This window comes from Streptomyces sp. NPDC060002 (genome assembly GCF_042737245.1).
Lineage (GTDB): Bacteria > Actinomycetota > Actinomycetes > Streptomycetales > Streptomycetaceae > Streptomyces.
Map to the genome: position 1 here is coordinate 311,904 of NZ_JBHWUW010000001.1, position 19,582 is coordinate 331,485.

The 19,582-nt window shown below is 72.2% G+C and carries 17 protein-coding genes and 1 pseudogene; 6 read left to right on the forward strand and 12 right to left on the reverse strand.

Annotated features, from left to right (window positions below; translation table 11 throughout):
- Positions 1–96: 96 nt before the first annotated feature.
- The gene (locus tag ACFWBD_RS01405; RefSeq protein WP_385660977.1) at positions 97–603 is read right to left on the reverse strand and encodes a hypothetical protein; all 507 of its coding nucleotides are present in this window, start codon (positions 601–603) and stop codon (positions 97–99) included.
- Between the two features lie 333 nt (positions 604–936).
- Between ACFWBD_RS01405 and ACFWBD_RS01410 the strand changes: the two genes are divergently transcribed.
- Positions 937–1,605: a class F sortase gene (locus tag ACFWBD_RS01410; RefSeq protein ID WP_385660980.1), complete on the forward strand. Its 669-nt coding sequence runs from the start codon at positions 937–939 to the stop codon at positions 1,603–1,605.
- A gap of 33 nt (positions 1,606–1,638) precedes the next feature.
- On the opposite strand, the gene ACFWBD_RS01415 is transcribed toward ACFWBD_RS01410, so the two are convergent.
- Together ACFWBD_RS01415 and lysX are read right to left on the reverse strand one after the other, a co-directional pair.
- Positions 1,639–2,478 (reverse strand): polysaccharide deacetylase family protein, encoded by an 840-nt coding sequence (locus ACFWBD_RS01415; RefSeq protein ID WP_385660982.1) that lies wholly within the window; start codon positions 2,476–2,478, stop codon positions 1,639–1,641.
- Between the two features lie 115 nt (positions 2,479–2,593).
- Positions 2,594–5,860, reverse strand: coding sequence for a bifunctional lysylphosphatidylglycerol synthetase/lysine--tRNA ligase LysX (gene lysX / locus ACFWBD_RS01420; RefSeq protein ID WP_385660985.1), 3,267 nt, complete (start codon positions 5,858–5,860; stop codon positions 2,594–2,596).
- An 87-nt stretch (positions 5,861–5,947) separates the two neighbouring features.
- On the opposite strand from lysX, the gene ACFWBD_RS01425 reads away from it, so the two are divergent.
- Complete coding sequence (locus ACFWBD_RS01425; RefSeq protein WP_385660988.1) at positions 5,948–6,421, forward strand: universal stress protein; 474 nt, start codon at positions 5,948–5,950, stop codon at positions 6,419–6,421.
- 33 nt (positions 6,422–6,454) lie between these two features.
- Here the strand turns inward: ACFWBD_RS01425 and ACFWBD_RS01430 are convergent, their stop codons facing one another.
- Entirely contained in the window at positions 6,455–7,606 is a 1,152-nt protein-coding gene (locus ACFWBD_RS01430) for a CapA family protein (protein ID WP_385661503.1), read from the reverse strand.
- Positions 7,607–7,828: 222 nt separating this feature from the next.
- Here ACFWBD_RS01430 and ACFWBD_RS01435 point away from each other — a divergent pair, with 222 nt between their 5' ends.
- The 3 genes from ACFWBD_RS01435 (at position 7,829) to ACFWBD_RS01445 (ending at position 9,850) form a co-directional block, all read left to right on the forward strand.
- Positions 7,829–8,377 (forward strand): sigma-70 family RNA polymerase sigma factor, encoded by a 549-nt coding sequence (locus tag ACFWBD_RS01435; RefSeq protein WP_355702204.1) that lies wholly within the window; start codon positions 7,829–7,831, stop codon positions 8,375–8,377.
- Positions 8,378–8,533: 156 nt separating this feature from the next.
- Complete coding sequence (locus tag ACFWBD_RS01440; RefSeq protein WP_385660991.1) at positions 8,534–9,049, forward strand: hypothetical protein; 516 nt, start codon at positions 8,534–8,536, stop codon at positions 9,047–9,049.
- A gap of 141 nt (positions 9,050–9,190) precedes the next feature.
- Positions 9,191–9,850, forward strand: a complete 660-nt coding sequence (locus ACFWBD_RS01445; RefSeq protein WP_385660994.1) for a zf-HC2 domain-containing protein — start codon at positions 9,191–9,193, stop codon at positions 9,848–9,850.
- Between the two features lie 22 nt (positions 9,851–9,872).
- Here ACFWBD_RS01445 and ACFWBD_RS01450 read toward each other — a convergent pair whose 3' ends face one another.
- The 4 genes from ACFWBD_RS01450 to ACFWBD_RS01465 form a co-directional block, all read right to left on the reverse strand.
- Entirely contained in the window at positions 9,873–10,934 is a 1,062-nt protein-coding gene (locus tag ACFWBD_RS01450) for a matrixin family metalloprotease (protein ID WP_385660997.1), read from the reverse strand.
- 509 nt (positions 10,935–11,443) lie between these two features.
- Positions 11,444–12,307 carry an Fpg/Nei family DNA glycosylase gene (locus tag ACFWBD_RS01455; RefSeq protein WP_385660999.1) on the reverse strand — a complete coding sequence of 288 codons (864 nt, stop codon included), beginning with the start codon at positions 12,305–12,307 and terminating at the stop codon, positions 11,444–11,446.
- A 31-nt stretch (positions 12,308–12,338) separates the two neighbouring features.
- Positions 12,339–14,426, reverse strand: coding sequence for a SpoIIE family protein phosphatase (locus ACFWBD_RS01460; RefSeq protein WP_385661002.1), 2,088 nt, complete (start codon positions 14,424–14,426; stop codon positions 12,339–12,341).
- Positions 14,427–14,488: 62 nt separating this feature from the next.
- On the reverse strand, positions 14,489–14,971 hold the full coding sequence (locus ACFWBD_RS01465) for a hypothetical protein (protein ID WP_385661005.1): 483 nt from the start codon (positions 14,969–14,971) through the stop codon (positions 14,489–14,491).
- A 141-nt stretch (positions 14,972–15,112) separates the two neighbouring features.
- On the opposite strand from ACFWBD_RS01465, the gene ACFWBD_RS01470 reads away from it, so the two are divergent.
- On the forward strand, positions 15,113–16,534 hold the full coding sequence (locus ACFWBD_RS01470) for a lipase maturation factor family protein (protein WP_385661007.1): 1,422 nt from the start codon (positions 15,113–15,115) through the stop codon (positions 16,532–16,534).
- On the opposite strand, the gene ACFWBD_RS01475 is transcribed toward ACFWBD_RS01470, so the two are convergent.
- From ACFWBD_RS01475 to ACFWBD_RS01490, 4 genes and pseudogenes are all read right to left on the reverse strand, one after another.
- Complete coding sequence (locus ACFWBD_RS01475; protein WP_385661010.1) at positions 16,522–17,346, reverse strand: amidohydrolase family protein; 825 nt, start codon at positions 17,344–17,346, stop codon at positions 16,522–16,524. The two genes, ACFWBD_RS01470 and ACFWBD_RS01475, sit on opposite strands and share 13 nt — an antisense overlap.
- Positions 17,343–17,694 (reverse strand): annotated as a pseudogene (locus ACFWBD_RS01480) (L-rhamnose mutarotase). The gene ACFWBD_RS01475 and the pseudogene ACFWBD_RS01480 overlap by 4 nt, the downstream one beginning before the upstream one ends.
- On the reverse strand, positions 17,691–18,659 hold the full coding sequence (locus ACFWBD_RS01485; protein WP_385661013.1) for an aldo/keto reductase: 969 nt from the start codon (positions 18,657–18,659) through the stop codon (positions 17,691–17,693). The pseudogene ACFWBD_RS01480 and the gene ACFWBD_RS01485 overlap by 4 nt, the downstream one beginning before the upstream one ends.
- On the reverse strand, positions 18,656–19,411 hold the full coding sequence (locus ACFWBD_RS01490; protein ID WP_385661015.1) for an SDR family NAD(P)-dependent oxidoreductase: 756 nt from the start codon (positions 19,409–19,411) through the stop codon (positions 18,656–18,658). The genes ACFWBD_RS01485 and ACFWBD_RS01490 overlap by 4 nt, the downstream gene beginning before the upstream one ends.
- Positions 19,412–19,582 lie beyond the last annotated feature (171 nt).

A 19,582-nucleotide genomic window follows, 5' to 3' on the forward strand; every position in this document is an offset into this window, starting at 1 on the left:
CAACTCCGCCGTGCGCGGGCCTTCGCCCCGGATCCCGGCGGGACCGGGACGAAGGCCCGCGTCACGTGCGACGTGCGGTCCCCTTCGGGGCGGACCTCAGACGCGGCGCTCGGCGCGGCGGCGCATCCAGAACAGACCACCCCCGACCAGGGCCGCTGCGACGAGACCGCCGCCGATCGCCATGTCGGTCGGGGTGGCGCCGGTGGTGGTGCTGCCGCCGATACCGCCGCGGACACCGCCGATGACGGTGAAGGCGGCCGGGCGGGTCAGGGTCCGGCCGGAGCAGTTGACGGTGATGTCGTAGGTGCCGGGCCGGGCGTTTTCGTTGATGGTGGCCGTCCCCTTGGCGGTCTGGTTGGCGCCGTTGATCGGCGTCAGGTTGGCCTGGGGGAACGCCGCCGAGGTCATGGTTCCGCCGCCGGGGCAGCCGTCGACGGTGACCGTCATCTGGCCACCGCGGGCGATGACGGCGGGCAGGGCCACGATGTTGCTCGGGTTGGCGCCCATGCCGTCGCGCGCGACGGCGGCCGGGGCGGTGACGCCGAGAGAGGCGACCGCGGCGACCGAGGCCGCCGAGACCGCCAGAACACGAGTGATGCGCATGTGATCCTCCGCGGAAGGCGCCCCGGGGCCCGTCCCCGGCATGTCGGCGAGTAGGCACCTCCCGAAATGACCCTCAGATGCCGTGCACGCGCCCGCATTTCGGGAATGGTCCGTCCTGGTGAGAGGACACGCCGAACGAAATGCACACAATCGGATATTGCCGCAGGTCACGGACCGTCAGAAAATTCCTTCCGTCGGCAACTCGGATGGCGCACCGAAAGGCGTAGGAGCCACCCGTTCGCTGCTGCCCCGTCGCCGGTTCCCGCCCGGGGACTTAGCGTTCTCGTATGCGCGAAGGGACGCGGTGACGGCCGCGTCGAAAGGGGATGGCGAATGTCTGCGTACGAGCTGTCCGAGGTGGCGGAAGAAGAGGAGCGGCGGCGGAAGCGCGCCCCATGGGGCGTGATAGCGCTTGTTCTGCTGACCGGTCTCGCGCTCATCCGGAACGGGTCGGGAGAGTTCGACATCGGCCCGCCGCAGCCCGCGTCGGCGGCGGCCGCGGACGGCCGCACCGCCGGCGCCTTCGGCCGGGCCCCGGCACCGCTGCCCTACGCCGTGCCGGACCGGGTCCGGATCCCCGCCATCCGGGTGGACGCGCCGGTCACGTCGGTCGGCCTGGACGCGGACGGCTGGGTCGGCGCGCCGCCGCCGGAGGACCCGAATCTGGCCGGCTGGTTCACCGGTGGCGTCTCGCCAGGCGAAAAGGGGACCGCGGTCGTCGTCGGCCATGTCGACAACAAGCTGGGACCGGCCGTCTTCTATGGTCTCGGGGCCCTGAAGAAGGGAAATCGCGTCGAGGTGTCGCGGGGGGACGGAAAGACGGCGGTCTTCGAGATCTACGGCATCGAGGTCTTCGAGAAGAACAACTTCCCCGGCGACCGTGTCTACGCCTCCAAGGGCTCCCCCGAATTGCGGGTCATCACCTGTGGCGGCGGTTTCTCCAAGGCGAGCGGATACGACGGGAACGTCGTCGCCTTCGCCCGCCTGGCCGAGGTCCGCTGAGCGGTTCCCGGCCGGGCGGGCGAAGGGCTCACCTCAGGTGTACCGCCGTCGCGGGACGGTGATGTGGTAGCCGGAGTCCAGCAGTTGCGGCAGATATGCGCGCAGTGCCCGCACGCTCTGCGAGCGGTCGCCCCCGGCGTCGTGCGAGAGCACCACGACGCCGGGGGCGGCGCCCTTCTCGACCCGCTCGACGATGGTGCCCTCGCCGGGGGCGGTCCAGTCGAGGGTGTCGACCGTCCAGGCGAGCGGCTCCATGCCCAGTTCGGCGCCGAGCTGGAAGGCGGCACGGTTCCAGGCGCCGTAGGGGGCGCGGAACCAGCGGGGCCGCTCACCGCAGCCCTCTTCGATGACGTCGCTGGTGCGGGACATCTCGGAGCGGATCTGACGGCGGGTGAGGCCGGTCAGCAGGGGGTGGGACCAGGTGTGGTTGCCCACGACGTGGCCCTCGTCGGCCATCCGTCCCAGCAGGTCCTGGTTGAGGGCGGCCATCTCCCCGCACACGAAGAACATCGCGCGCACGTCGTAGTGGGCCAGCGTGTCGAGGATGCCCGGGGTGTAGCGGGGGTCGGGTCCGTCGTCGAAGGTCAGCACCATGGTGCGGCCGCGGCCGGTCATCTTCAGCAGCGGTTCGTGGCGCACCGGGGTGCGGCGGGGGGCGGTGCGCGGGGGGCCGTAGCCGGTCAGCGGCTGCAGGCGGTAGGCGGAGGGCTTCAGCGGCAGGCTCTGCGCCGGGGCGCCCGCGGCGGGGGCGGCGGCCCGGACCGGCTTGCCGTCCTCGCCCCACAGGAACACTCCGGCCGTGCCGACCGCTCCGACGGCGGTGGCGCCGGCGATCAACGCCCGGCGGCGCGTGAACAACTGATCCTTCTTCATGCAGTCATCAGTCGCCCGGCCGGGCCCCGACCCACCACACCGACACCGGACCGGCGGCACGATTCCACCCGCCCGGCGCAGTCACGGTCGGTCCGAACAGTTGAAGAGGTCCGGATCAGCGGTGTCGTACCAGCGGGAACGGCAGGGTCTCGCGGATCGTGAGGCCGGTGAGGAACATGACCAGGCGGTCGACGCCGATGCCGAGGCCGCCGGTCGGAGGCATCGCGTACTCGAGGGCGTCGAGGAAGTCCTCGTCGAGTTCCATCGCCTCGGGGTCTCCGCCGGCGGCGAGCAGGGACTGTTCGGTGAGGCGTCGGCGTTGTTCGACCGGGTCGGTCAACTCCGAATAGGCGGTGCCGAGTTCGGTGCCGAAGGCGACGAGGTCCCAGCGTTCGGCGAGCCGCGGGTCGGTGCGGTGCTGCCGGGTGAGCGGGGAGACGTCGGTGGGGAAGTCCTTGTAGAAGGTCGGGAGTTGGGTCCGCTCCTCGACCAGGCGTTCGTACATCTCCAGGACGACGTCGCCCCGGCCGTCGTCCGGTGTGTACGGGACTTTGGCGCGGTCGCAGTGCCGCTTCAGGACCGTCAGCGTGGTGTCGGCGTCGATCTGCTCGCCGAGCGCCTCGGAGATCGCGCCGTGGACCGTCCGGACCGGCCACTCCCCCGAGATGTCGTGCTCCCGCCCGTCCTTGCGGGCGACCGGTGAGCCGAAGGCGGCCGTGGCCGCGCCCTGGATCAGCTCACGGACCAGGTCGAGCATCACGTCGTAGTCGGCGTACGCCTGGTAGGCCTCCAGCATCGTGAACTCGGGGTTGTGCTTGTAGGAGACGCCCTCGTTGCGGAAGGTGCGGCCCATCTCGAAGACCTTCTCCAGGCCGCCGACGCAGAGCCGCTTGAGGTACAGCTCGGGGGCGATGCGCAGATAGAGGTCGAGGTCGTAGGCGTTGATGTGGGTGGTGAAGGGGCGGGCGTTGGCGCCGCCGTGGATCCGCTGGAGCATCGGGGTCTCGACCTCGAGGTAGCCGCGCTCCAACAGGCCCTGGCGCAGCGCCTGTACGGCGTGGGAGCGGGCGCGGACGACATCGCGGGCGGCGGGGCTCGCGACCAGGTCGAGACAGCGCATGCGGACCTTGGCCTCGGGGTCGGTGAGGCCGCGGCGCTTGTCGGGCAGGGGCCGCAGACACTTGGCGGTGAGCTGCCAGGAGGTGACGAAGACGGTGGGCTCGCCGGTGTCGCTCGTCCCGGCCGTGCCCGTGAGGACGAGGTGGTCGCCGAGGTCGGTGTCGGACCTGAAGGAGCCGAGGGCTTCGTGGGTGAGGGCGAGTTGGTGGTCGCCCGACCAGTCGCGCAGCGTCACGAAGACGATGCCGCCGAAGTCGCGTACCCGCATGATCCGGCCGGCGACGGTGACCGTCTCCCCCGTACGGATCCGGGCGAGGGTGTGGGTGCGGAGCGGGACGCCGACCGGGTAGGGGTCGATGCCCTCGGCGCGCAGCCGGTCGAGCTTGCGGTGCCGGACACGGACCTGCTCGGGCAGGCCCGCGTCCGGACCTGCGTCCCCGGCCTCGTCCCCTCCGTCGAGGCCGAGCGCCGCCAACGGCGGCAGGCCCTCGGTGGTGGCGGGGCGGGGCCCGCCCTTGGAGCTCCTCTTGCCCCAGAGCTTGCGCAGCGAGGGTACGGAGACGAAGCCCTCGGCGATGCCGGAGGCGAGGCCGACCCGGGCGAGGGAGCCGGCGTCGGCGTAGCAGAGGAAGCGCGGGTACCACTCGGGGTGGTACTTGGCGTTGGAGCGGTACAGGGCCTCCAGTTGCCACCACTTGGAGAAGAACAGCAGCAGCCGGCGCCACAGCCGCAGGACCGGTCCGGCGCCGATGCGGGCGCCCTCCTCGAAGGCGGAACGGAAGACGGCGAAGTTGAGGGAGATCCGGCGCACGCCGAGCTTCGGGGCGGCGGCGCACAGGTCGGCGACCATGAACTCCATGACGCCGTTGGGGGCGGAGCGGTCTCGGCGCATGAGGTCCAGGGAGATGCCGTCCCGGCCCCAGGGGACGAAGGAGAGCAGGGCGAGGAGGCGGCCGTCGTCGTCCAGTGCCTCCACGAGGAGGCAGTCGCCGTCGGCGGGGTCGCCGAGGCGGTCCAGGGCCATGGAGAAGCCGCGTTCGGTCTCGGTGTCGCGCCAGGCGTCGGCGCGGCCGAGGACCTCCTCCATCTCCTGGTCGGTGAGGGTGGAGTGGCGGCGGACGCGGCAGCCGGCGCCGGTGCGCCGCACCCGGTTCACGGCCTGCCGGGTGACCCGCATCTCGCGGCCGCCGAGGTCGAAGGAGGCGACCGGCAGGATCGCCTCGTCGCCGAGCTGGAGGGCGCCGAGTCCGGCACGGGCGAAGGCCTTCGCGCCGTCCTCGGAGGCGCCCATGACCGCGGGCGCCCAGGCGTGCAGGCGGGCGGCGTCCAGCCAGGCGGCGATGGCGTGCGGCCAGGCCTCGCGGTCGCCGACGGGGTCGCCGCTGGCGAGGCAGACACCGGCCTCGACGCGGTAGGTGACGGCGGCCTTGCCGCTGGGTGAGAAGACGACGGCCTTGTCGCGCCGGGTGGCGAAGTAGCCGAGGGAGTCCTGGTCCCCGTAGGCCTTGAGCAGGGCCCGGATGCGGGATTCCTCGTCGCCGTGCAGGGCCGCTTCCATCCGCTGGGAGCGGAAGAGGGTGGCGGCGGCGTTCAGGAGGGCGAGGGCGCCGAAGAGGCCGAGGAGGAAGAAGAGGGGGCGGGGCGGCCGGCCGTCGAAGGAGCGGGGGGAGACCAGCCCGCCGAGGACCCGGTTGGCGGCCCATCCCGGACGCTGGCTCTGCGGCAGCGTCCCCGGGAACAGTTCCACCAGGCCCCAGCCCGCGAGGATCGCCAGGACCAGCCCGGCGAGCAGGACGGCGAGCGCCCGCCGGACCGCCGCGCGGCGGGAGGCGGCGTAGAACTCGCCGCGGGCGACGACCAGGAGGGCCAGCGCGAGCGCGCACACCACCAGGGACGGGACGGACTGCGCGTACAGGCCGACGGCCACGCCGAGGATGTCGGTGAGGACGAGCAGGCCGAGGTAGACGACGACCAGCCACCAGGCGACCTTCTTGCGGGCGGCGGTGGCCGCGGCCAGCAGGAAGAGGAAGACGGCGTAGGCGAGGTTGGCGCTGACCGGGACGATCAGCAGGTCAAGGAAGCGGACGACCGGGCGCAGCAGGCGGCGCAGCGGCGGGACCAGGGCCAGCAGGACGCAGAGCAGGCCGAGGGCGCCGAAGAAGGTCGCGAAGCCTTCGGGCACCCGGCCGAGGAAGCGGCCGGCGGGCCGCCGTGCCGGGCCCGGGATGCCCTCGGCCGTGGCGGTCTCCACGGTGGCACTCATGTTCCGACTGTAGGAACACCGGGCCAGGACCGCCCGTCGAGCGGCCCGCGCACCGGCCGGACCTGCGGCTTCCGATAGCCTCTGGCCGTGACGGAACAGCACTCGCAGCAGCCCGCGCACCAGTTCGAGCGGGGCACGGACGGGCCCAAGGTCATCCTCGTCGGGGTGGACGGCTCCGAACCCTCACTACGGGCCGCGGCCTACGCCGGTGGCCTGGCCCGCCGGCAGCACGCGCTGCTCGCCGTGGTGTACGTGCAGCCGGTGCTGGCGGCGGGCGCGGCGCTCGGGGTGCCGGTCGCGGAGACGACCGACGAGATCGCCCGGGACCTGGTCGCGCAGATCCGGGAGGCCACCGAGCGCACCCGGGGGATATTCGACGTGCGCTGGGAGTTCCACACCTTCCACGGCGACCCCTACGGCGGTCTCGTGAGGGCGGCGGACCAGCTCAGGGCGGACGCGGTGGTGGTGGGCGCCTCCGAGCAGGCCGGCCACCGGATCGTGGGGTCCGTCGCGGTGCGGCTGGTGAAGGCGGGGCGGTGGCCGGTGACGGTGGTGCCGTAGCCCCCGGCCACCCCGTGGGCGCCTACTCCCGGCTCACTTCCCCATCACCAGCCCGTCCTTCGCCGCGCCCCGGCCCAGGACGACCTCTCTGATCCGGTCGCGCACCCCCTCGACGCCCGCGCCCTGGGCGAGGGCCTTGTCGATGTCGACCACCCGGCCGGCGTCGATGTCGAACAGCTGCGGCACGAACTCGGCCTTGCGCACCTGCCAGCGACCGCCGGACCGGGCGGGCGGGGCGAAGGTGAAACGGGCGACGGTGGACTGGTTTCCGCGCGCGTCCTGGACGCCCTGGTGGTTGAACATCTCGCCCGCGATCTGGTCGCCCATGCCGTAGACGACCCAGGTGCCGTTGACCTTCTCGTACGCCTGGGGGACGTGGGCGTGCGTCCCGAGGATCAGGTCGATGTCGGGGCGGCCGCCCGTGCGGGAGGCGGTGAGGGTGCGGGCGAGGGTGAGCTGGCGGTCGTCCGGGGCGTCCTGCCATTCGGTGCCCCAGTGCACGGAGACGACGACCACGTCGGCGCCCGCCTTCCGGGCGGCCTTGGCGTCGGCGAGGATCCGGTTCTCGTCGAGGAGGTTGACGGTCCAGGGCCGCCCCTGCGGGACGGGGTGGCCGTTGGTGTCGTAGGTGTAGGCGAGGTGGGCGACTTTCGCCGGGCCCGCGCGCAGGAGCGTGACCGAGTTGCCCTCGGCCTCGGTGCGGGCGGTGCCCGCGTGCCGTACGCCGGCGGCGTCGAGCGCGTCGAGGGTGCGCTGTACGCCGGGGGCGCCGTCGTCGAGGCTGTGGTTGGAGGCGGTGGAGCAGCCGTCGTAGCCGGTGGCGGCGAGGGCCGCGGCGATCTCCGGCGGGGACTTGAAGTCCGGGTAGCCGGTGTAGAGGCCGTCGGCGCCGTACACCGTCTCCATGTGACACAGCGCCAGATCGGCGCCGGAGACGACGGGTTTGATGCCCGCGAGCATCGGACGGAAGTCGTGGCCGGTGCCCCCGGCGTCGAAGCGGGCGCGGTCGATGACGCTGGTGTGCGGAAGGATGTCGCCGGAGGCGACGAGCGTGAAGCCGCGGGCGGCGGACGGCGCCGGGCGGCCGGGCCGCCCGGTCGGCCCGTGGTCGTGGGCCTGGCAGGCGGCGGCCGAGGTGAGGAGGGCCGTCAGGGCCAGGGCCACCTGGTGTCTGCGGGCGATCACCGGTTCACCCCACTTTCCATGAATTGTCATATTTACGCATGTATCAGTACTAATCCATGAGAGGCGGCCGTCCGCCCCGGCACTCCCTTCGTCCAGGGCCGATGCCCGCGATCGGCGTAGCCCGGACCGTTCGTCGAACCGTTCGTCGACGCGATCGACCGTCCGCCGCAGATCCGTGTGCGTGCCCTGTCCCGAACCGGCGCACTGCGGTGCCATACGCCCATGACCGCCGGAACCACCCTCAACGCCCGGACGACGACCGCCGAGCACGAGCTCGCCGCACTCCAGCGGGAGCACGGCAGGCCGCTCTTCGCGCTGCTGCTGAGGCTGTGCGACGGCGACCGCCAGCGCGCAGAGGACCTCGTCCAGGAGACCCTGGTACGCGCCTGGCAGCATCCCGAGGCCCTGCGCGCCGACGCCTTCGACTCCGTACGGCCCTGGCTGCTCACCGTCGGCCGGCGGCTCGCGATCGACGCGCGGCGGGCCCGGCAGGCGCGACCCGCGGAGGTCGGGGACGCGGTGCTGGAGAACGCGCCCGTCTGCGCCGACCACGCCGAGCGGGCGGCCGCCACCCTCGACGTGCGCGAGGCTGTGAAGACACTCACTCCGGAGCACCGTGAAGTACTGGTGCTGGTGTATTTCCAGGGGGCCAGTGTGGCGGAGGCCGCCGAAGCCCTCGGGATCCCGCCCGGTACCGTGAAGTCCCGCGCGTACTACGCACTGCGCGCCCTGCGCCGGGTGCTTCCGGGATACGCGGCCGACCTGCGCTGAAACCCACGACTGGGTCAAGCCTCCGTAAAGCGCCTTGCCGTGGACCCCCTTTGAGTAATCGGGTGTCCTTATCCGTGTTCCGGATGGGGCCCGGTGACCGGGTCCCCAGCGTCCCGGCAACGGGCGAGCGCAAGCACCGGAGGAAGGCAGGAAGGGATGCTGCACAGAGGTCACCAGAGCACGGACGGCACCGGCGGCGGTGAACTCACCGTCCCCATGGCCTGGTTGTACGCCGAGTACATCGCCGACGAACTGCTGCGGACCGGCGATCTGATGCCGCCGACGTCCTTCGAGTTCCGCGCCGGGCGCGACGCCCTGGCGCTCACCATCTTCCTGTCCGACACCGACGGCGAACTGCCCGGCATCCGGGTCGTCACCCAACTGGAGACCTGGCTTTCGCTCACGGCGTACGACCAGCCGTGGCAGAACTGGGTCGACGAACGTATGTCTCAACTGAAGGCCGAGGCGGCCGAGTCGGACGCACCGGCTCCCGATCTCGACCTGGCGGCCGCGGCCTGGCGCTGGCTGGAGGAGACGGAGCTGCTCGCTCCCGATCTCAACGCGGTTCCCGGCGGTGCGCCGGTGGTCGGCGAGGACGAGGGACCCAAGGTCTGGACACTCGCCTGGCAGCTCGGACTGCCCCTCGGCCACCTGGCGATTCATCTTTTTTAGATTCGCACCAATCCGGGGACCGGTCCGCTCCGAACATCTGGGTCACGATTCGGTACGTGGCTTGAGTGATTCGACGGCCGGGTGCGTACCGGTGGGAGCAAGGAGTAACCCCACTGGCACTCAAAGGCACGAGGTTTCGGCATGAGGTCCCTGGAAAGGCATCGCGACGTCGGCGCGTACGCGCTCGGCGTGCTGGACGAAGCGGAAGCCTTCCGCTTCGAGGACCACCTCATGGAGTGTCCTCAGTGCGCGGCGCAGGTCACCGAATTCGGCCCCACCGCACGGCAGATGATGCTCTACCGGCGCGCCACCCCGCGCGCCGTGCACCCCTTCGCCGGACCCGGCCCGCAGCTGCTGGACCGACTGCTGGGCGAGGTGGCGGCCCGGCACCGGGCCGTGCGCCGGCGGGTGCTCTACGCCGTGGCAGCCTCGGTGGTGGTCGCTCTGGCCGGCCCCGTGATCGCGATGCTGGCGGGCGGCGGCGCCGAGGGCGACGGCGCCGTACGGGTCACCGCGACGGACGAGAAGTCCGGGGTGTGGGCGCAGGTCACCACCGAGAACGAGGCGTGGGGCAGCCATGTGGAACTCGAGGTCAAGGACGGGGCGGGTCCCCGCTCCTGCCGGCTGATCGCCATCGGCCTCGACGGCTCCGAGCAGACGGTCACCAGCTGGAACGTCCCCAAGCACGACGCCCGCCCCAACACCATGCAGGGCGCCGCGGCCTGGCACCCCGACGAGATCGTCCGCTACGAGCTGCGCACTTCCGCCGGGGAGCACCTGGTGACGCTCGAGTCCCACTGACGACGGCGTCGTGGGCGGGCACTCACCAGTACATGAGCGCCGCGCCCCCGCTGTTCCAGGTCGAGTAGAGCCGGGCCCGGGCGACGTACCTCCGCCCCTTGACCAGCCGCATCCGGAGCCGGCCGTTGCGTTCCTCGCCGCTGTCGTCGTCCCCGCCGGCGTAGCGCAGCTCGCCGTCGCGCTCCTCGAAGAGAACCAGCAGGAAGTCGGCGTCCCCGAAGGTGCCGATCTCGTACCTACGGGTCTCCGTGGGAACGATCTCGAAGTCCACCTGCTCGCCGGAGGACAGCCGCAGTGCCTGTGAACGGTAGGGTTCCAGCCGGGCCGGCCGGGCGGCGAGCGCCGGGTACCACCGCTGGACACGGTCCTTGTCGACGGCCGAGAGGTCGAGGGGATCCGGGATGCCGTCGCGGCCGTACTGCTCCGGCTTCACGATCAGTCCCGGCCCGAACGGGTACTCCATGACCGACCCCGGGTCCCACGGGGAACCCCTCACCTCGCTCCTGCTCAGCTTGCGCAGGATGTTGTGGTAGGTGACATCCCGCGGCCATCGGTTGGGCGGTCCCGCGAGATCGTCGTAGACGGCTTCGTCGTCCCACACGATTCCGGCGTCCGGATTCTGGTGCTCGTGGGCGAAACCGATGACGTGGCCGAGCTCGTGGAGCGCGGTGGCCCTGCCGTACGGGCTGTTCAGCTTCCAGCCGTAGTGCGTCGTGGGCTCGTCCGTGCCGACGGTCAGGGCGTCCCTGCCGACGGTCGACTTGGAGCCCTCGCTCGTGCTGAAAGCGATGCGGATCTCGGACTCGTCGGGAGAGGTCACCTCTGTGAACTCCAGCCCGATCCCCAGGCCCTTCCACTTGCCGAAGGCGTGCCGGACCTCTTCCAGTTGCTCCGGGCCTCCCACGTCTCCGCCCTCGTCGAGGAAGGCGTAGTGCAGGACGGTGCCGTTGGCCCACTTCGTGCGGTTCTGGAGTATGGCGGCGGCCCGGTCGTGACCGAGGTCCGATCGCAACACCGGCTGTGGCTGCGGGGGTTGGGCGCAGTAGAGGCGATCCGGTGTCTCGTACTCCGCTTGTGCGTTCATGGCGGTTTTCCCTCTGCCGAAGGCCGTTCGCTGTCGCCACCGCGGTGATGTGGTTTCTGGTGAAGTTCCCGAGCGGGTGATTCCACCGTCTTTCCGTCACGGCAGTTCCGCAAGTCGATGTCCCCGCCGATCTGCCCGGAACATACGGGATTTGCGACCGCACGGCGGCCGACGGAACATGGAGGTGAAGGACGTGGAGCCACCGAGGATCCGACTCCGCGCCGCCCCTGTGCGTGCGACCGGAAGGGGCTCATCCGGTGGACGGGACGGGACATTGCGCATCCTCGTGACCGAGGAGGGTGCGGACGCCGAGGACATCGCGGAACTGATGCCAGACACGCGCTGATCATCGCCAACGACCGCCACGCCGACCAGGGGCTCAAGAGGCTCAGGGCGCCCGCCCAGGACGACAGCCCTCGCCGGGATGCCGGTCCTGGTCCTGGGCGTGCTCATGCTGGTCGCCTACCTGGTGGCAGCGCCCACCGGTGACCGCCTCACCCCGCCTACGGCTACTTCAGCAGCCGCGACATCCTCCGGTCCGCCAGCGGCTTGCCGCCCGTCTGGCAGGTGGGGCAGTACTGCAGCGAGGAGTCGCTGAAGGAGACCTCTGCGATGGTGTCGCCGCAGACCGGGCAGGGCTCGCCGGCGCGGCCGTGGACGCGCAGACCGCTCTTCTTCTCGGCCTTCAGCCGTCCCGCCGCCAGGCCCCGTGAGCGCTCGACCGCCTCGGTGAGCGTGGCGCGCAGGGCCTCGTAGAGGGTGTGGGTCTCCTCCGGTGTCAGGGTGGCCGCCAGTTTGAACGGGGACATCCTCGCCGCGTGCAGGATCTCGTCGCTGTAGGCGTTGCCGACGCCGGCGATCAGGCCCTGGTCGCGCAAGGCGCCCTTCAGCCGGCGCCGTTCGCCCGCGAGGAGCGCGGCGAGGCGGGCCTCGTCGAAGTCGGCGGCGAGCGGGTCGGGGCCGAGGCGGGCGACGCCGGGGACCTGCCCCGCCTCCTGGACGACGTGGACCGCGAGCCGCTTCTGGGTGCCTGCCTCCGTCAGGTCGAAGCCCGCTCCCGTCTCCAGGGCGACCCGCAGGGCCAGGGGCCCCTTGCCGGGGCGGGGCGGACCGTCCGGGAGCTTGTCCTTCCAGTGCAGCCAGCCCGCGCGGGCGAGGTGGGTGACGAGGTGCGGTCCGTCACCGGTCGCCAGGTCGAGGAACTTGCCGTGCCGGTGCACGGCGGTGACCTCCCGGCCCTCGAGGGCGGTGACGGGCGGGTCGTACGTCTTCAGCACGCTGATGGCGACGGGCAGCACGCGGACGATCTCGTGGCCGACGAGATGCTCGGCCAGGAAGTCCTTGAGCGCTTCGACCTCGGGGAGTTCCGGCATACGTCCAGAGTGCCATCCGGAACCGGAGTGCTCAGGTCCGTTCCGCCACCACGAACTCGCACCACACGCACTTGCCGCCGCCCCGCGCCTCCACGCCCCAGGCGTCGGTGAGCAGGTCCACCAGCAACAGGCCCCGGCCGGAGACCCCCGACTCGCCCGCCTCACGGCGGCGCGGGAGGGCGCTGGAGGAGTCCTCCACCTCCACGCGCAGCCGGTGTTCGGTGCCGGTGAGCACCCGCAGGGTGACGATCGCCGCGCCCTCGGTGTGCATGAGCGCGTTGGTGATCAGTTCGTCGGCGACCAGTTCGACCTCGTCGGCGCGGTCCCGGACACCCCAGGTGCGCACGGCCGCGCGGATCATGTGCCGGGCCTCGCTCAGGGCCTCCGGGTCGCCGGGGGCCACATGCTGCTGGAGCCGGTTCCCGGCCCGGGGGCTGTCCTGGCCTCGCCGGCGCAGCAGGAGCAGGGCCACGTCGTCGTCCCCGCCGCGCTCCTCGGCGACCTCGATGAGCTGGTCGGCCAGTTTCCGGACGTCCTCGGGGCCCGCTGCGATCAGGGCGGCGAGGGCCCGCATGCCGTCGTCGAGGTCCGCGCCGGGCTGCTCGACCAGCCCGTCGGTGCACAGCAGCAGGGTGTGGCCGGGGTCGAGCTCCACGGTGCCGACCGGGTACTCGAGGCTGCCGAACTCGGCGGACAGACCGAGCGGCAGCCCGCCGGGCACCGGGACACGCCGGCAGGTCCCGTCGAGGCCGCGCAGCAGGGGGTCGATGTGCCCGGCGCGGACCACCTGGACGACCCCCGTGGAGAGGTCGGCCTCCGCGTACAGGCAGGTGGCGAAGCGGTCGGTGTCGAGCTCGTGCAGGAAGGCCGAGGCACGGGCCATCACGGTGGCCGGGGTGTGGCCCTCGGCCGCGTAGGCCTTCAGGACGATGCGCAGCTGGCCCATCACGGCGGCGGCGTGCGTGTCATGGCCCTGGACGTCGCCGATGACGGCGCCGACCCGGCCGCCGGGCAGCGGGATCAGGTCGTACCAGTCGCCGCCGATGTCGCGGCCCAGGGAGCCGCCGATGGTGGCGGCGCGGTAGCGGACGGCGACGTCCGCGCCGGGCACGCTGGGGATGGTGCGCGGCAGCATGGCCTGCTGGAGGCTCTGCGCGATGTCCTTCTCCTGCTCGTAGAACATCGCGCGCTGGATGCTCTGCGCGATGCTGCTGCCGAGGGCGACCAGTATGTTGCGGTCCTCCTGCGTGAAGCCCCGCCGGGCGCTGTAGAGCAGGCCCATCGCACCGATCGGGCGGGCCTGCACGATGAGCGGCAGATAGGCCGCCGAGGTGATCTTCAGATCGGTGAGGTGCGGCCAGAGCACGGGGTAGCCGTCGGCGAACTCCTCCGGTGACTCGATGAACCGCGGGGTGAGGGTGCGCACGACCTCGCTCATCGGGTAGGGCTCGTCGAGGCGGGTGACCAGCGTGCCGGGCACGAAGCTGCCCTCCGGCCCCTCGGCTATCAGCCGGATCCGGCCGGCCTCGACCAGCCCCATGACGAGGCTGGTCGCGCCGAGGTGGGTGAGGCCCTGGGTGTCCTTGAGGACGTCGATGACGTCGCGCACGGTACGGGCGTGCGCCAGGGCCGCCGTGGTGAGCTGGACGACGTTGGTCTGCTCACGGCGCGATTCGTCGAGGGCGGCCTCGTCGCGGCGGGCGGCGAGATCGCTGAGCTCGTCGGTCGCGTCCCGCACGATGCCCACGATGCGACGCGGCCGGCCGGTCCCGTCGCGCCGGATGTAGCCCTGGGTGTGGGTCCAGCGCAGGGTGCCGTCGCGCAGCCGCGTGCGGAAGTAGGCGCCGTAGTTCTCGCTGCCGTCCTTGATGGCCTGGGCGACCAGCCCGTCCAGGCGGATGCCCTCGGCCGGCGGGACCCGGACGGCGAGGGTCACGGGGTCGCCGTCGTACTCGTCGGGCCTCAGGTCGAAGATCTCGTGGGCCCGGGCGTCCATGTGGAACTGCCCCGAGTCCAGGTCCCAGTCGAAGCTGCCCATGCGGTTGAGCGCCAGGATCGGATCCGGGTGGGCGGGCCAGTCGTCCGGGAGGGACAGGGCGCTCGCTCCCCGATCAACCATGGGGCCACCTTGCCAGGATTTGCCCGATTCTTCGACCGGGGAGCCGGGGCCCGGGACCACGGTCAGCCCATGACGATGTCGAGCGGGCTGCCGAAGATGCTGTCGGGCGGGTCCTGCGCGCCGGACTCGTCGGGCCCGTCGGGGACCAGCCCGCCGCCGTCGGGCAGGTCGGGTACTTCCGGCACGGTCTCGGGGCCGATCTCACCGGGGTCGACACCGCGGTCCAGGTCGGAACCGAGACCCTCGTCGGAGTCGTGGTTCCCGTCCGGACCGAGGCCTTCGTCGGAGCCGGAGCCGGAGCCGGAGCCGGGTGCCGCGCCGGGATCGGCGTCGCCGGAGGAGGAGCCGGAATCCGGGTCGGTGGCCGCGGGATCGGCGAAGAGGCCGGTGAAGGGGTCGCCGGAGACGACGCGCCCCTCGGCCGCCGGGACGACGGCCTCCGCGCCCGGCATCGTGATCCTCTCTCCCGCACCGCCGCGTCCGGCGACGAGGAACGCCGCCGAGAGCGCGCAGGCGGTGAGGAGAGTGGCAGTGGGTAGTCGCACCACGTTCTCCCGCATCGTCTCGATCCCTCACCTGAAGGTGATTCGACCACTATTGTCTGCTTCGCCCGCCAGGGTCACGCAACCGGAGCGAACGGACACGCACAGTGGCAGGGTCCGACCGGAGAGAAGGAGCGCACGGCCGTGGACTGGTTCACCGCACCCGAGTACTGGCTGAGCCGCCTGGTCTTCCAGCGGGCCCTGGCCGGTGTCTACCTGGTCGCGTTCCTGACGGCCGCGCTCCAGTTCCGGGCACTGCTCGGCGAACGGGGGATGCTGCCGGTGCCCCGCTTCGTCGAGCGGGTGCCCTTCCGGCGGGCGCCGAGCCTGTTCCAGCTGCGCTACACCGACCGGCTGTTCGCGGGCTGCGCCTGGACGGGCTGCGCGGTGTCGGCGGCGCTGCTCGCCGGCCTGGACGGCCTGCTGCCCCTGGGGGCGGCGATGCTGCTGTGGCTGGTGCCGTGGGCGCTGTATCTGTCGATCGTCAACGTGGGCCAGACCTGGTACGGGTTCGGCTGGGAGTCCCTGCTCCTCGAGACGGGCTTCCTGGCCGTGTTCCTCGGCAACGACGAGGTGGCCCCGCCGGTCCTCGTGCTCTTCCTGATGCGCTGGATCCTGTTCCGGGTCGAGTTCGGCGCGGGTCTGATCAAGATGCGGGGCGACGCCTGCTGGCGGAAGCTGACGTGTCTCTACCACCACCACGAGACCCAGCCGATGCCCGGCCCGCTGAGCTGGTTCTTCCACCATCTGCCCAAACCGCTGCACCGGGTGGAGGCGGCGGCCAACCACCTCACCCAACTCGTCGTGCCGTTCCTGCTGTTCGCCCCGCAGCCGATCGCGACGGCGGCCGCCTGCCTGATGATCCTGACCCAGCTGTGGCTGGTCCTTTCGGGCAACTTCGCCTGGCTGAACTGGATCACCGTCGTCCTGGCCGTGCCCGCGCTCCGTCTGCCAGCCGGCCATCGGCCGGCCCCCGCCGCCCCGCTCTGGTACGAGATCGTGGTCCTCACCGCGGCCGCGCTGCTGCTGTTCCTCAGTCACCGCCCGGTGGTCAACATGCTCTCCCGCCGCCAGGTGATGAACCGCTCCTTCGATCCGCTGCATCTGGTCAACACCTATGGCGCGTTCGGCAGCGTGAGCCGGATCCGCTACGAGGTGGTGATCGAGGGCACGCTCGACGACGTGCCCCGCGAGACCTCCGACTGGCGGGAGTACGAGTTCAAGGGCAAGCCGGGCGATCCCCGGCACTGGCCGCGCCAGTTCGCCCCGTACCATCTGCGCCTGGACTGGATGATGTGGTTCGCGGCGCTCTCCCCCGCCTATGCCGGGACGTGGTTCGCCGCCCTGGTGGAACGGCTGCTGGAGAACGACCGCGACACGCTGAAGCTGCTGCGCCGCTCCCCGTTCCCGCCCGACGAGCCCCCGCGCCACATCCGCGCCCGTCTCTTCCGCTACCGCTGCACCACATGGCGGGAGCTGCGGGAGACCGGCGCGTACTGGCATCGGACCTACGTGCGGGAGTATCTGCCGCCGACGCGGCTGGCGGGGTCGGCTCAGAGGTCGTAGACCCGGACGGCGGTGGTCTCGAAGATCTCGCGGTGCGTGCCCGGGTCGGTCAACCGCCTTGCGATGTCCAGGACTTCGCCGTAGGACGCGATGGGCGTGCACACCGGCCAGTCCGAGCCGAACATCAGCCGGGCCGGCCCGAAGGCCTCGAGCACGGTGTCCGCGTACGGGCGCAGGTCGTCGGCGGTCCAGGACGCGGGGTCGGCCTCGGTGACCATGCCGGAGAGCTTGCAGACCGTGTTGGGCAGCGCCGCGAGGGCACGGACGTGGGACGCCCAGGGTTCCAGCGCGGCGGAGGCGATCGGCGGCTTGCCCAGGTGGTCGAGGACGAAGGTGAGTCCGGGCAGGGAGGCGGCCGCCTCGGCACAGGCCGGGAGCTGGTGGGGCAGCACCACCAGGTCGTGGACGAGGCCGGCGGCGGCGAGGGCGGCGAGCCCGCGATGCACGTCCGCCCGCAGCAGCCACCGCGGGTCCGGCTCGCCCTGGACCTGGTGACGGATGCCCTTGAGGTACCGGCCGCCTGGGAGCTCCCGCAGCCGGGCCAGTTCGTCGGCGATGTCCGCGCGGGTGAGGTCGGTCCAGCCGACGACACCCGCGATCAGGTCGCTCCCGGCCGCGAGGGCGAGGAACTCGGGGGTCTCCTCGGCCACGGTGACCGTCTGGACGAGCACCGTACGGCCGACTCCGGCCGCGCGGGCCTCAGGTGCCAGGTCGTCGACGGTGAAGTCCCGCCGCAGCGGGCTGCCTTCGGCGATCCAGTCCTGGTCCCGTACCGACAGGTCCCAGACGTGGTGGTGCGCGTCGACGGTCACGGCAGCTCCCACACGACGGGCAGGCCGGCGCCGGCGCCCCCGTCGGAGTAGTCGTGCACCACATCGAGCAGTTCGGCCATCCGGGCCTGCCACACCACGTTGAGAGGAAGTCTCTCCAGCTCGGCGAGGAGGCGTGCGTAGTCCTCGCACTCCAGGACGTGGAACAAATCGCTGCCTCCCCCACCCTCGGCTTCGCTCGTGCGGGGGGGACCCCCCTCGCCAGATCGTCCAGGAGGTGGCGCCGGCCGCGCGGATGGCGTCCGTCAGCTCCTCGGGCACCTCACGGTGTGCGGCCTCGTACGCGGTGACGCTGTCGGCGCGGACCCTGGTGTGCAGGGCGACCCTCATGACGGCTCCTTCGGGGGCAGCAGCCCCGTGTCCCGCAGCTCCTGCCAGAAGGCGGCGGGGACGGGGGTCGCGAACTGCTCGGCGCAGTCCCGCACCTCGGCCGCCGAGCGGGTGCCGACCAGGACGCTCGCCACGGCCGGGTGGGCGGCGCAGAACGCCAGGGCGGCGGCGCGCAGCGTGATGCCGTGCCGGTCCGCGGTCTCCCTCATACGCCGGGCCCGGACCAGCAGCTCGGCCGGCGCCCGCGCGTAGTCGAAGGTGGCGCCGGGCCGGGGGTCGGCCAGCAGACCGGAGTTGAAGGCGCCCCCGACGACCACCGACACACCCCGCTCGACGGCGGCAGGCAGCAGCTCGGCCCGGGCCCGCTGATCGAGCAGCGTGTACCGGCCCGCGCACAGCACCACGTCGACGTCCGTGTCACGGACGAAGCGGGTGAGCATCTCCGCCTGGTTCATTCCGGCGCCGATCGCCCCGACGACGCCCTCCGAGCGCAGCTTCTCCAGCGCCGGGTAGCCCTCGCGGAAGGCCTGTTCCGCGTGGTCGTCGGGGTCGTGGAGGTAGACGACGTCCGCGCGGTCGAGGCCGAGCCGTTCCAGGCTGGCCTCCAGGGTGCGTCGTACGCCGTCGGCGCTGAAGTCCCATACCCGGCGGTGCGTGGCGGGGACGGCGAAGCCGTCGGCCAGGTCGTCGCCGCCCCGGTCCGTGGCCTCCAGGCGGCGGCCCACCTTGGTCGAGACCGTGTACTGCGAGCGGGGGTGCTCGCGCAGGGCCGCGCCGAGGCGGCGCTCGGACAGGCCGAGGCCGTAGTGCGGCGCCGTGTCGAAGTAGCGGATGCCCTGCTGCCAGGCGGTGGCCACCGCCTGGTGCGCCTGCTCCTCGCCGACCTCGGTGAAGAGGTTGCCGATGACGGCGGCGCCGAAGGCGAGCGGGCTGACCGGGACGCCGCTGCGCCCGAGCGTGGTCACCGGCCCACCGGCCGCAGCCGCAGGCCCTGCATCCCGCCGTCGACGGCGAGGGAGGTGCCGGTGGTGGCGCCGGACAGGGGGCTCGCCAGGTAGGCGATGGCGCCCGCGACCTCGTCGGCGCCGACCAGCCGGCCGGTGGGCTGGCGGGCCTCCAGGGCGGCGCGCTCGGCGGCCGGGTCGTCGGCCGCGTCGAGCAGCCGGCCGACCCACGGGGTGTCCGCGGTGCCGGGGTTGACGCAGTTGACGCGGATGCCCTCGCGTACGTGGTCGGCGGCCATGGCGAGGGTCAGCGAGTACACCGCGCCCTTGGTCGCGCTGTAGAGCGCGCGCCGCGGCAGGCCGGCGGTGGCGGCGATGGAGCACGTGTTGACGATCGCCGCGTGCGAGGAACGCCTCAGGTGGGGCAGGACGGCGCGGGCCGTGCGGACCATGCCGACGACGTTGACGTCGAGGACGCGGTGCCATTCGGCGTCGTCGTTGTCCTCGACGGTGCCCTGGGCGCCGACACCCGCGTTGTTGACCAGGATGTCCAGCCCCCCGAGGTCGGCGACGGCGGCCGCGACCGCCACGCGCACGGAGGTGTCGTCGGTGACGTCGGCGGGATATCCGAGAAGGGGCTTGTGCACGCCCGACGGATCCAGGTCGAGGACGGCGACCCGGGCGCCGCGCTCGGCCAGGAGCTCCGCGGTCGCCCGCCCGATGCCGGAGCCGCCCCCCGTCACCAGGGCCGTCAGCCCTTCGAAGTCGCTCACGCCGCCTTCTCCTTCCGGATCGCGAGGTCGGCGGCCCGGAAGTCGCCGGCGGATACCTGCCGCATATTTATCAGACCACTTCCGCTCCACAACACCCCCCGGGTAGCTTTTTGACGAGTCTCGGGTCCAAGTGGTCCGACCACATCGGTGGGGATCGGGGGCGCACCGGCG